Annotated in this window: 1 protein-coding gene; it reads left to right on the top strand. The window is 46.8% G+C overall.

The features are described from left to right. Nucleotides 1-30 precede the first annotated feature (30 nt). Nucleotides 31-15,273: a non-ribosomal peptide synthetase gene (locus F3I09_RS10190; RefSeq protein ID WP_149694925.1), complete on the top strand. Its 15,243-nt coding sequence runs from the start codon at nt 31-33 to the stop codon at nt 15,271-15,273. Nucleotides 15,274-15,290 lie beyond the last annotated feature (17 nt).

Below are 15,290 nucleotides of genomic sequence, written 5' to 3'. Positions count from 1 at the left end.
ATTGCAAAGATTCCCAAAACTTCATTCCAGATGTCGAAATCATTTATCCATAGCGTTATAGAAAGCAAGGCCGCTTTACTGAAGGACAAGGTAGCTATTGAAGAGTCGCATGATGTAATCAGCTATGAAGCGCTTTCTGAAGAAAGCAACAGATTGTCTCATGTGTTATTGTCGCTCAGTATTACACCAGGCAGTAATGTGGGTGTCGTTATGCACTCCAGCATCAGGCTGGCTGTTGCTATGCTGTCATGTTTCAAGACCAACCAGGTATATGTACCCCTGGATATTGACCAGGCGCCAGCACGTGTATTACAGATGTTGTCGCTTACAAGCCCGGCGGCGCTGATCACTTTTTCAGAAGATCTGGACAAACTACAACAGTTCCTCCTGCAGCGGAATGTACATATACCATTGCTGATAGGCCTTCCTGCAGCAGCCTATACGTTACTGGCAGATCTGCAGCTGGATGCCAGTATGATTGAAACACAGGAATCAGGTTATACAGTGGCCAGACTGGCAGGTGATATTTATACCTGTGAAACACTTACGTTGTCTGCCTTCAGTACTACATTACCAGATATACCACAACAGGCTGATGACAGCAATTATATATTCTTTACATCCGGTACTACCGGTACGCCGAAAGGTATATTGGGATGCCATGAAAGCCTGAGTCATTATATACATTGGCATGCCGGAGAATTGAATATTGATGAGTCGACCAGGATCAGTCAATTGGCCCCGGTGACCTTCGATGCATCCCTGAAAGACATACTAACTGCATTGAGCACTGGCGCTACCTTATGCATCCCTGATCCCGCTGTACGCTATCAGTTGCCTGCACTCGTAAAGTGGTTGTATAACTCCGGCATTATGCTCCTGCAAACAGTACCTTCATTATTCCGCCTGATCACCAGGGCCATGAAGGAGCAGCAGATCATTTTACCACAATTGAAACATGTGGTGCTGGCAGGCGAGAAGCTATATGGAAAGGATGTGCTCAACTGGCGTGCTGCAGCGGGAGAGCATACTGTTATCTATAATATGTATGGGCTCACCGAAACGACCATCCTCAAATCCTGTTATCGTATTCCTCATTGGGAATGGCAGCCGGGAGAAGTGATCCCGGTAGGAAAGGCCATTAGCAATACCCAGCTGGCGGTGATTAATGAAAGCGGTTTATGTACAGGAGGAGAGATAGGAGACGTATACATTAAGAGCCCTTACGTAACCAAAGGATATATTAATCAGCAGGATGTTCAGACATTGTTTGTTCAGAATCCACTTGTAAAAGACCGAAAAGACATTGTATGCAGAACGGGTGATCTGGGACGTTACAGACCGGATGGCATGCTGGAATTGCTGGGGCGGCGTGATGAACAGGTAAAGATACATGGTGTGCGTGTAGAGCTGGATGCGGTTAAATCATCCATGCTGAAACAGGAAGGAGTGGATCAGGTAGAGCTGGTCGTATATCAGGACGATGACTTTCAGCAGGAGTTGATCTGTTATTATATCGGTAATCCCCGTAAGGATGCCGATCTGCGTAAATTGCTGGCAGAAGAATTACCTGTTAGCCATCTGCCTGCACATTATGTATGGCTGGCTAGCTTTCCGCTGAACATCAATGGTAAGGTAGACAGGAAGCGTTTACCCAGACCGGAACAGTTACTGGCAGGGCAACAGTTTGACGCACCGCATGCCGGACTGGAACAACAGCTGTTAACCATCTGGCAGGCTATCCTGGGAATTACAAATATCAGCAGAGATGCCTCTTTCTTTGTGAATGGAGGATCATCTTTAAAAGCTATCCAGCTGATCTCCCGTATTTATAAAGAGCATGATGTACAGCTTACCATTGCTGATATCTTCAAACATACTTCTATAGCCGGACAGGCAGTGTTGATCCGGGACGCGAAGAAAGCTGTTTTCCAGTCGATCAGTCCTGTAGCTGCACAACCCCATTATGCACTGTCATATTCTCAGAGACGCTTGTGGTTGCAATCCCAGAGATTGCTGGATGCACAGCCTTTCAATGGACTGGAGACGTACCGCCTGAAAGGAAAACTGAATAGGGAGGCAATAACTGCGGCGTTCTATACAGTGCTTGAACGGCATGAATCGTTAAGAACTGTTTTCATATTACATAATGGAGAACCCAGGCAAAAGATCTGTGGCCTGGCGGAATCAGGTTTTGCAATTACCTTCCAGGATATCAGTTCCGGTGAAGATATTGGACTGATCATTTCGCAACGTCAGAAAGAAGTAGTAGAAACGCCTTATAATCTTGAAAAAGGCCCCCTGCTTCGCATTGTATTGCTGCAAACTGCGGCAGAAGAATTTACATTGCTGTTTGGCATCCATCACATTGTTTCTGATGAATGGTCTATGCAGCTCATGATAAAGGAATTGCTGCTGCTTTATAATGCGTATCATGATGGGCAGGGCAATCCGCTATCACCACTGCAGTTGCAGTATAAAGACTATGCTGCCTGGCAGATAGCACAGGTAGAAGACAGTGAACATAGTACACACCGCAAATACTGGCTGGAACACCTGGGTGGTGAGATACAGGCACTGTTGCTGCCGGTAGACAGACAGCGTCCGCAGATACCCACTTATAGAGGAGCACAATATCATTTCAATATTGATAAAGGAAGAAGCACTGCTTTCCAGGCATATCTGAATAAACAAGAAGCTACTCTGTTTATGGGATTGGTAGCGCTGGTAAAAACATTGTTATTCCGCTATACCGGTCAGTCTGATATAGTAATAGGTACGCCTGTTGCTGGCCGCGAGCATACTGAATTGGAAGACCAGGTAGGGTATTATCTCAATACACTTGCACTTAGAACACAGGTAGACGGCAACGCAGGTTTTTCAGCATTGCTGGAAGCTGTAAAATACTGCGCTGTGAATGGATTCCAGCATCAGGCATATCCGTTTGATCTGCTGGTAGATGAATTGGGCGCGGATGCAGATCCGGCCCGTAACCCACTATTTGATGTGGCGATAGTATTGCAGAATGTGCAGCTGGATACTTCTGCAGTACAGGAAATGAAGGGAATAGAAATAGAAATGGCGCCTTCGCTCTTATCGATCAGTAAAGGAGATCTGCGTTTTCAGTTCAGCATCCGGAATGATGTACTGGAAGCCGGCATAGAATATAATACTGATTTGTTCAACAGAAGCCGGATCACTACTATATCTGAAGATCTTGACCGACTGCTCACAGCAATACTTGCCACGCCTGACAGCAGTATCCGGACATTAGCATATCATAATAAATCAGTACCCGAAGGTGCGGTGTCTTTTGATAAGCGTCAACTTATAAAATCTCATAAACCAGTATATCAGCTATTTGCTGAAACAGCGGCATTATATCCTCTCCATGTGGCTATTGAAGAAGAAACAGGCAGCGTTAGCTATGAAGAACTGGAAAAAGATAGTAACAGGTTAGCGAGACTGCTGAAGGCAAAGGGTGTGACCCCGGGAGATGCCATTGGTGTAGTGCTCACATCCGGGATTAATCTGGTTACAGCCATGCTGGCAGTGATGAAAAGTGGTGGGATATACCTGCCGCTGGACCTGCGGCAGCCGCGGCGTATATTGTCAGGTATATTGGAGCAACTGGCTCCGGTAATATTGATCACTGACAGCAGTTCCCTGCAGGATGTTAAAGGAATGGCGGGAGATATTCCATTATTGCTTGAAATGCCTGCATCCGGAGAAGAGATCCTGAATGAACTGGATATTGAATTCTCATCACTGATAGGTATTGAAAAACGCCCTTATCGTTGTTTTACCCCGGAAGGCTTGCTGCCCGAGTATGAAGTGCTGCCGGAAGAATTATCATCGGCAGCGTTGGATGTCATTATTCCTGATGATGCACCCGCGTACGTATTTTATACCTCAGGTTCAACAGGTGTGCCGAAGGGAATCAAAGGTAATCACCGTAGCCTCAGTCACTATATACAATGGCATGGTAAGGAGTTTGCAGTAGATATAGACAGCAGGATCAGTCAGATCGCACCTGTTACATTTGATGCATCCCTGAAAGATATACTCGTAGCCCTCACTTCAGGCGCTACCTTGTGCATACCTGCGCCTGATACCCGTCAGCGCATTCCTTCGCTGGTGAAGTGGCTGTCAGATACGCGTATCTCCATTGTTCAGACGGTGCCATCCCTGTTTCGTCTTATTACACGTGAGATGGAGGAATCCGGTATTGGACTGCCAGGGTTACGGCATGTCGTTCTGGCGGGAGAACGCTTATATGGACGCGATGTGCTGAACTGGAAGAAAGTAAATGACGGAAAGGCACGTTTGTCGAATATGTACGGACTGACAGAAACTACAATTCTGAAGAGCTGTTATCATATAGACGGTCCTGATTGGGAGCCGGGAGAAGTATTGCCTGTGGGAAGGCCTATCGAAGACACCAGCATTGCCGTCATCAACAATGGATTACTTTGTGTGGAGGGAGAGATCGGAGAGATCTATATCAGCAGCCCCTATGTTACACTGGGATATACAGACCCAATACTGACGGATGCTTTATTTGTACCTAATCCATTGCTGGAAGATGACAGGTTCCTCGTTTGCCGTACCGGCGATATAGGCCGCTACAGAAGCGAAGGTATACTGGAGTTGCTTGGCAGGAGAGATGACCAGGTAAAACTGCATGGTGTGCGCGTAGAACTGGATAGCATCCGTCAGGCGCTGCTGGGATTAGAGGAAATACGTCAGGTGGAGCTCATTGTACAACAGGATGAAGAGCTGGTGCAGGAGTTGATCTGCTACTACAGTGGAAAAGAGTATGAAGCTACCACACTGAGAGCTTTGCTGGAAAACGAATTACCGCTTACCCATCTGCCGGTGCATTATATTTTTATGGAGGTCTTTCCGCTGAACATTAATGGAAAGGTGGACAGGAAAAAACTGCCCAAACCTTCTGACAGGAAAGAACAGGAAGGCAATGACCAACCACATGAAGGCATAGAAGAGCAACTCGCCGGCATCTGGAAAGCTATTTTACGTGTGGATAAAGTTGGACGCAATACCTCATTCTTTACTATCGGCGGCTCTTCATTGAAAGCCATACAGCTTATATCACGTATATATAAGGAACTTGAAATACAGCTGACCATTGCTGATATATTCAATCATACTACTATCGCTGCACAGGCTGTACTGATCAGCGGGACGAATGCCCAACAGTATCAGCAGATTAGCATAGCACCTGTTCAGCAGGATTATCCGCTATCACACGGGCAGCGTCGTCTGTGGGTGATCGATCAGCTGGAAGAAAACATGGTGGCTTATAGCCGCCCGCTGGCTTATACTTTGCAGGGAGCTTTGGATCAAACGGCTTTGCAGCAGGCTTTCCTGAAAGTGATAGAAAAGCATGAAAGTCTGCGTACGATTTTTCCACTCGTCAATGGAACGCCAAGGCAGAAAGTAGTGCCAGCAGAAGACCTGGATTTTACTATTGTTACACACGATCTCAGCGATGGTAGTGGTACAGTGGAGCAATATAAACAGTTACTGGCTGCAACACCATTCTCTCTTAGCCAGTGGCCATTATTGCGTGTTTGGTTACTGAAATTATCAGCAGATCAATATACCCTTTTGCTTGCTGTGCATCATATCGTTTCCGACGAATGGTCTATGCAGGTATTTGTGAAAGAGGTGATCAGCGCGTATAATGCATTTCATCGCGGAGAAGCTTATCAATATAAACCATTGCCGCTTCAGTATAAAGATTATGCCGTATGGCAGCTGGAACAGCTGAGTGACGACAGGCTGCAGGAACACAGGAACTTCTGGCATAATACACTTTCCGGTGAATTGCCCGTATTGGAGCTACCGCTTGATCGCCCCAGAGCTAATAACCGCACCTACAATGGTGAGCAGCTACGTATTCATCTCCCCGCTACACTCAGGGCTTCCCTCAAAGAAGTTGCCGGAACAACGGGTGCTACTTTATTCATGGGATTAGTGGCTACCGTGAAAGCGTTGCTTTACCGTTACACCGGGCAGACTGATATCATTGTCGGAACCACAATCGCCGGAAGAGAACATTTACAGTTGGAAGAGCAGATCGGTTTCTATGTGAATACACTGGCGCTGAGAACTGTCATTGATGGAAATGCAGCTTTCCCGGCATTGCTGGATCAGGTTAAACATGTTATGCTGGCGGCGTTTGACCACCAGGTGTATCCGTTTGATAAACTGGTGGATGAGCTGGATATTCCCCGTGACCTCAGTCGCTTCCCGGTTTTTGATGTGGCAGTGGTGATGCAACAGGGTATGCAGACGGAAGAAAGTATTCCGCAAATGGATGACCTGCAGGTAGAGGAAGACAGAGTCGGGGTTACTACCAGCTTATATGACCTTACCTTCTGGTTCCTGGATCGTGGAGATGGTATTACACTGACATTGGAATATAACACAGATCTTTTCGCAAGAGAGAGGATTGAATTCATGGGCCGGCACTTCGGAAAATTGCTGGAACAATTGTGTGGAGGAGCTGCTGTTATTGATGCAGATTTCCTGGATGTAGAAGAGAAGGACAGGCTATTACATGTGTTCAATAAGCCAATAGCTCCGCCTGGCAAAGATACTTTGCCTGGTCTCTTCAGCAATCGCAGCCCCGCATGGTCGGATCTGCCTGCGATAATATGTGAAGGCCGGCAGATGTCTTTCGCTACACTAGATGACTATACTAATCGCCTGGCTGTGCATCTTATCAGCCATTACGGGGTAAAACCGGGTGATATAGTTGCCCTGCTTTCATCGCGAAATGAATGGGCGCTTGTATCTGTGCTGGCTGTTTTGAAAGCAGGAGCAGCCTATGTACCTATGGATATTACTTATCCTGTTCAAAGGATCAGTTATATCCTTAAGGATACGGCGGCAGTATTATTGATTACAGATGAAGAGATCGCGGTGGCGGATGTGCCGGTACTGCATACAGCTGGCATCAGTACTGAAATTACGCAATGGGAGAGTGGTTTATTGCCGGTTGTTTCCCCCGAAGATGTAGCTTATGTAATGTATACGTCCGGCTCTACCGGCAATCCCAAAGGAGTTATTATACAACACAAAGCCGTACTGAATTATCTGTTATGGGCTAATAGCTGGTACTTTAATGATCAGCGGGGCAACGTGTTCAGCGTGTTTACATCATTATCTTTCGACCTGACTATTACAGGGCTCTTTTCAGGATTGCTGAGGGGTGATAGTGTACATCTCTTCCCCGGAGAAAATATCGAACAGGTGTTGTCTGATACTTTCAACAATGCTGCTGTGAATGCAGTGAAGCTGACGCCCTCCCATATCAGCGCACTGGAACTGCTGGATATTACCGCTACCAGCGTTAGTACAATCATCGCCGGAGGCGAAGAACTGCATAGTGGACATATCAGGATATTACGCCAACTCAATCCGGACATAAGGATCTTCAATGAGTATGGTCCTACGGAAACAACTGTAGGATGTACGGTATACGAGGTGAAGAATGATGACCGCATATACATAGGAACACCTGTGGCCAATGCGCAGATCCTTGTACTGGACGACAAGCTACAACTGTCGCCTGCAGGTATTGAAGGTGAGATATTTATTGGAGGCACTGGTGTGGCTGCTGGTTATCTCGCACAGCCGCAGCTTACTGCTGAGAAATTTATACATCATACATTAACTGATCAGCTATTATATCGTAGTGGAGACCGTGGACGCTGGTACTTCAACGGACAATTGGGCTATGCGGGCAGAAGGGATGAACAGCATAAGATCCGTGGCTATCGCATAGAAACGGCGGAGATCGCACAGGCGCTGTCTGCTTATCCTGGTGTGAATGAGGTGTTTGTTACTGTGCTGACGCAGAAAGAGGATAAACAGCTGGTGGCCTATTATACAGCAGAACACAGCATAGCCACAACGGATTTGAGAGCGCACTTGTCCCGGTCCCTGCCCGAATATATGGTCCCCACCTGGTATGTGCAGCTGGATGCTGTGCCGTTGAACAGTAATGGAAAGGTTGATAAGGTAAAATTGCCAGCTCCGCTGACCACTGCAGGCGACCAGTATGTAGCGCCTCGCAATAAGCTGGAGAAACAACTGGCAGCGATATGGATGGATATTCTCGGTGTATCGCAGGTAAGTGTAAGTGATAACTTCTTTACCAGTGGAGGACATTCGTTAAAAGCCATGCAGCTGGTGGCCAGGGTATATAAAGATCTTTCTGTGAAGATCACGCTGAAAGATGTGTTTAAATACCCGGTGCTGGAAGCGCAGGCATCCTTCATACAAAGCTCCAAACGTGAACAATATATAGCCATACCATCAGCAGCACCTGCGACTTATTATCCTGTATCTTATGCACAGCAGCGCCTTTGGGTATTACATCAGTTTGATGGTATTGATCTGGCTTACTCCATCACCGAGATATTCGAATACGAGGGCAAATTGGACTTGGATCGCCTGGCTACTGCATTTGATATACTTATCAACCGTCATGAGGTATTACGTACCGTATTTGATACAATAGATGGCAAACCGGTGCAGATGGTCAGACAGACTACCGGTTTCAGCCTGCATAGTGAATCTGCCGATAACAATCTGCAGGCGAAGATAGCTGCATTCACCCGGCAGCCTTTTGATCTTAGTAATGGTCCTTTGTTAAGAGCAGCAGTATTCAGTGCCAGCGATACGCATCACTACCTGGTGCTTGTTATTCATCACATCATTGCGGATGAATGGTCGCTGCAGGTATTGAAACGCGAGCTTACAATTATCTATACGGCACTGGAGAATAAGGAAGAGATCCGTTTGCCGGTATTGCCTGTTCAATACAAGGACTATACAAACTGGCAGCGGAATAATCGTAATAGTGATGCACTGTTGGGACAGCAGGCTTATTGGAAAAGTAAGTTACAGGAAGAGCTGCCCGTGCTCGAACTACCTGCCGATTTTCCTCGTCCTCCGGTACAGCGTTTCGAAGGGGGAAATTATTACCATACCATTCCGGCTGAAGTACTTGTAGCATTACAATCACTAGTGGCCGGTAACCAGGCTACTTTGTTTATGGGACTGGTAGCGGCTGTGAAGTCTCTTCTGTACCGTTATACCGGACAGAAAGACATTGTTGTAGGAACTCCGGTGGCAGGTAGAGAACATCCTGATCTGGAGGATCAGATAGGGCTGTATGTGAATACGCTGGTACTCAGAACTACGCTCACGGGTGATGAAGGCTTTGCAAGCAATCTGTTGGCTGTAAGAGAAACGGCGCTGGAAGCCTATGCTAATCAGGAATATCCTTTCAACCTCTTGGTAGAGGATATAGATATTAACCGCGATGTGAGCCGTTCGGCTATATTCGACGTCATGATAGTGCTCAGGGATGCAGATGAGGAAGTACCTGTTGGTGGAACCGGACGGCGTGATGAAGAGCTGGATATGCATCTTGGAGGCAGCAAGTTTGACATCACCTTCTATTTTAAACAACAGCCTGAAGGCCTGCAATTGCAGATAGAATATAACAGGGAGTTGTTTACGCATACCCGCATTGCACGTATGGGGCAACATCTGCATAAGCTTATAAAAGCAGCAGTGGCTGCGCCGTCTACACCAATATCCAGGTTGTCTTACCTGAGCATTGAAGAGGAACAGGCCTTATTGCATAGTTATAATGATATAGCAGAGGAATTCCCACCATTTACGCCATTGGGTACATTGATTGGCAGGCATGCCGCAGCTACGCCGGAAGCAATAGCGCTTATTACCGGCAACAGGCAGATAACATATACTGAACTCAATAAACGCGCCGACAGACTGGCGGCTTACCTGCAGCACAATGGTTATGCAGGAGCAAATAAGCTGGTAGCAGCGATGGTGGATCGTAATGAATGGCTGCTGATTGCCATACTGGGTATACTTAAATCCGGTGCAGGTTATCTGCCACTTGATATTACCGCTCCGGCAGAGAGACTACAATATCTTCTTGAGACCAGTGGGGCAACTGCTGTTGTAGCAGGAGTGGAAGAAATACCCTTACTGTCCTTTTATGAAGGAAGGATAATTACAGAAGAATTGTTGTCTGACACAGCTGTCATCAGCCATGAGGTCCAGGCAGGTGATCTGGCTTATGTGATCTACACTTCAGGTTCCACTGGTAAGCCTAAAGGCGTGATGATCTCTCATGGATCAGTTTATAACCTGTTCCTGGGGCTTAGTAAGAAGACGGGCATCAGCAATACAGATAAGTTGCTGGCTATTACAACGGCTTCATTTGACATGTCTGTACTGGAATTGTTTCTGCCATTGATCAATGGTGCCACAGTGGTATTGGCCAGCAGGGAAGAAGTACATTCTCCTGAAGCGCTGCAGCTGATAATGCAGCAGGGAATCACTTTTATGCAGGCAACGCCCGGTATGTGGCACCTGTTGACTGAAAGTGGCTGGAATGGAACGGAAGAACTGACTATCATCACCGGGGGGGATGCCCTGAGCGCATCGCTGGCACAACGCCTGCTGGACAGATGTAAAGTACTGTGGAATATGTATGGGCCTACAGAGACAACTATATACTGTACCTGGCATAGAGTTATCAAAGCTGATGAATCGCAGATCCTGGGAAGCGGTCTATCCAACATGTCAGGATATATCCTCGATGCCAACCTCCAACTATTACCGGTGGGTGTTCCCGGAGTAATATATTTCAGCGGACCGGGTATTGCCACTGGTTACCTCGGGCAGCCGGAGCTAACCGCCAGTCGCTTTATTGATAATCCTTACAACCCTGGTACGGTGATGTACAATACGGGTGATGTCTGCTCATGGACAGAAGAAGGATTGATTAGGTTTAACGGTAGGGCAGATTTCCAGGTTAAGATCCGTGGTTACCGCATAGAGCCGGGTGAAATTCAGGCATTGATGATAAAGCTGGAAGGTATTACTCACGCTACTGTACTGGCTTATGGTAATGGCGCTGATAAATACCTGGTAGCTTACTACTCGACCGACAGGGATATACAACCGGATATTGTTCGCGAATATTTGCACCGTTTCCTGCCGGATTATATGGTGCCGGCTCACCTGGTATTGCTGGATGCTATTCCGCTGAACAGGAATGGCAAAGTGGACCGGGCCCGCCTGCCGGTACCAGGACTTACCAAGGCTGCCTATATAGCGCCGGAAACAATGACAGAGAAGGTGCTGGCTAAGATATGGGAAGAGGTACTCGGTACAAAGAACATTGGAAGGAATGACAACTTCTTCACCCTGGGAGGGCACTCGCTGAAAGCTATACAGACAGCTTCCCTGATCTATAAACGCCTCGAAGTTAAACTACCGCTGAAAGAAATTTTCCTGCGGTCTGTCTTATCTGACCTTGCTGCCCTGATAGACCAGAGTGGTAAACAATTATTCAGCGCCATACCATTGGCGCCTGTACAGGAATATTACCCGCTCTCCAATAGCCAGGAACGCCTGTGGATTCAGCAACAAATGCTCAACAACCAGGAAACGTTCAATATGCCGTATACCTACTGGCTCAGAGGACAGTTTGACCGGACTGCATTTGAAGCAGCTGTGCGCCTGCTGGTGGAACGTTATGAAATATTGCGCTCCGTGTTGTTTGTAGTGAATGATAAACCCGTACAACAGGTAAAGCAATATGAAGACTTCGATGACTGGATGGTCTTTGAAGACCTGCGGGCGCTTCCGGATGCTGAACAGCAAGGCCTCATAGCGGCGGAAGAATGGGCTGGTATTCCTATCAGTCTCAGAAAAGGACCATTATTGAGACTGAAGCTGTGGCAGGTAAAGGATGATCAATACCTTTTCCTGGTATGTATACATCATATTATCGCAGATGAATGGTCTATGCAGGTAATGATGCGTGAGCTGGTAATACTGTACTCCGCATGTCTGGAAGGTAGCCCAAATCCATTGGAACCACTACCATTGCAGTTCAAGGATTTTGTGATGTGGACGAAGAATGAAGAGAACATTGCACGCATGGCAGAACACCAGGAATACTGGGTGAACCGCTTCTCTGGCGATATACCGGTGCTGGAATTGCCGGCCGACAGACCAAGACCAGCTATGCCTGATAATACCGGTACCCGGTATTACAGCAGGATGCAGGGTGTACTTAACGGAAAGCTGTTCTCTCTGATAAAGGAACAGGAAGCTACCCTGATGATGGGGCTCGCTGCTATCGTTAAACTCCTGATCTATCGTTATACAGGAGATAAAGATGTCATTCTTGGATTGCCTGTTACCGGCAGGGAACATCCCGATCTGCAGAACCAGATAGGCTTTTTCCTGAACACCATCGCACTCCGTTCCCGGATTGATGAAGAACGTGGATTTGATGAATTGCTAAGGGAAGTGAAGGCGAACGCCATTGCTGCTTACGACCGTATTTCCTTTCCATTTGAGATGCTGGTAGACGCTGTGAATGAATACAAGCCGCTCAATAAACGTACGTTGTTTAACGTCATGCTGGTATTACAGGATGAAGACAGGAAAGAAGAAGACCTGTTGAACCTGCAGGATATGCTCGTGGAAGAAGCCTCAGTAGCCAATGAGATCAGTAAGTTCGACCTGACATTCTTCTTCAGGAAACAGGGAGATGATCTTTTACTGACATTGGAATATAGTACAGTTTTGTTTGATGAGGCCAGGATGATTCATCTCTGCGAGCACATACATCAGTTGATCATTAATGTGGGAGAACATCCAACTCTACCACTGAACCGTATTAAATACCTGCCTTCGCCGGAAGAGACGCTGTTGCTGGCACTAAATAATACCAGTGCAGAGATCCCTTCAGGTACTATTGCAGCGGCCTTCAGAGAGGTGGCTGCTGCTCATCCTGATAATAATGCACTTATTGCAGGTAAGACAACCTACACATTCTCAGCATTGGATATGTTGTCTGATAAACTGGCTACCTGTCTTATACAGCGTTATCAGGTAAAATCAGGAGATGTAGTGGCTATCATGGTCAACAGGAACGAGTGGTCACTTATCAGTATACTGGCCATTCTCAAAACCGGAGCAGCTTATCTCCCGATAGATAGTACCCTGCCTGAAGACAGGATCAGGTACATCCTCGATGATGCCGCAGCTACATTGTTAATGACGGATCATGACGGATTCTCCTGGAATGAAAAAGTATTGGCGCTGAAGGAGCTTGCTAAAGACATCGATCAGATAGTGCCGGGAACGCTACCAGTTATAAATCAGGAAGCTCCCGCTTACATTATCTACACTTCCGGTTCTACAGGTATGCCGAAAGGAGTACTGATCTCTCATGTTTCCCTGATGAATTACCTGACATTCGTTAACCGTCATTACTTCGATAATACTACTGGGCATGTATTCGGCGTATTCTCTTCATTGTCTTTCGATCTGACTGTTACCTGTCTCTTGAGTGGTTTACTGCGTGGTGATGAAGTGTATCTGACGCCGGAAGAAGATGTGCTGGCAGCGCTGAAAGAGGTCTTTACAAATGACAGGCTGACGGCCGTGAAGATCACTCCGGCACATATACGCGTGCTGGCAACCCTACAATTGGAGAAAACGGCTGTCAATACTGCTATTGTGGGAGGAGAAGCACTGTTGCCGGATCATGTTCTCATACTGAAAAGGCTGAACCCGCAGATGAGGATCTTCAATGAATACGGTCCGACGGAAACAACCGTAGGTTGTACAGTCAGTGAAATAACATGCGCAGCGCATATTACTATTGGTAAACCCATAGATAATGCACAGATCTATATTCTCGATGAGTTGCAACAACTGCAGCCTGTAGGTATAGAAGGAGAGATCTATATCGGTGGTGCAGGTGTAGCAATAGGATATCTCAACAGGGAAGAACTGACTGCCGCCCGCTTTATTCCCGATCCTTTCGGTCCTGGCAAATTATATCGCAGTGGTGATAAGGGTAGATGGAATCATCAGGGTGAAATTGAATACACCGGAAGAGCTGACGAACAGATCAAGCTGAACGGGTTCCGTATCGAACCGGGAGAAATAGCGTCTGCCATCCTGAAGTACCCCGGTATAAAAGAGGCTATTGTAGTTAAAACATCGCTTCAGCAGGAAGAGTACCTGGTTGCTTACTATACAGCCCCGGCAGCAGTAGACAGGAAAGAGCTGCAGCAACATATCGGTAAGTTCTTACCTGCATTTATGGTACCTGCATGGTTTATACTGATACCTGTGGTGCCATTGACCACCAATGGTAAAGTAGATAAGACCTTACTCCCGGCGCCTGAAATAGATAGTCTTACAACATTTGTAGCTCCTCGCAATGAACTGGAAAGCCAGATGGCTGTGATTTGGGCAGCAGTGCTTAACCTGGATGCTGTAGGTGTTACCAGCAACTTCTTTGAACTGGGAGGCCACTCCATGAGGGCGGTGCAGCTGGTGTCAAGGATGAATAAAGAACTCGACCTGAGATTATCACTGCGCGATTTCCTTGGTAATCCCACTATCGAATCCCTGTTGGCTCTTGCTGATACACGTGGGATGCAGATGGGTACCTTGTTAAGCCTGAACAGGAAAGAAGCAGATCTGCCCCGGATGTACTGCTTTGCTCCCCTGATAGGGACTTCACTGTTATATATGGAACTGGGTAAAGCGCTGCAGGGAATATACAACTGCTACGGCTTACAGGATGCCGGGTTTGATGATGGTAAAGACTTCGACACCACAATAGAAGAAAAAGTAAAGCGGTTTGCAACGACTATTCTGGAAAGTGAGCCTGGCAAAGAAGTGGTGTTAACCGGTTTCTCTTTCGGTGGTACGATTGCTTTTGAAGTGGCGAAAGTACTGGAGGAAAAGGGTATACGAACCACTTTGCTACTGTTGGACAGGGATATCAGGGATAAGAAGAAACGTAAGCAATCACTGGAGCTTTCAAGGGATGCCATACAGCAGGAAGTCAATTGGCTGCGTGACTGGCTGGCAGATGTAGGTCTTGAAGATACACACAGAGATCACCTGGAGAAACTTTTCTATCATAACCTCCGCCTCAGCGAAACATACGAACAGAAAGGAAAGATAAAAGGAGACATTATCGCCTTTAAGGCCAAACAAAATATTCATAATGACTTCCTGCATATGAAGGATTGGGAACGGTACACCGGCGGCCGCTTCACACACCTGTTCACACAGGGAGATCATTATGATGCCATCACATTGCCAAGGAACCTTCAATTGGTTGTAACAAGCATCACAGACAAGGATAAGTAACCCGTTTTTGTTAACGT

The sequence above is a fragment of the Chitinophaga sp. CF418 genome (assembly GCF_900142925.1).
In the GTDB taxonomy this organism is placed as follows: domain Bacteria; phylum Bacteroidota; class Bacteroidia; order Chitinophagales; family Chitinophagaceae; genus Chitinophaga.
Note: the sequence above shows the minus strand (reverse complement) of the source record. Positions and strands in the feature narration are given on the sequence as shown.

What these genes read in the sequence shown, in the direction of transcription:
- F3I09_RS10190 (WP_149694925.1), top strand. Translation starts at nt 31, where the DNA reads ATGTCGAAATCATTTATCCATAGCGTTATAGAAAGCAAGGCCGCTTTA.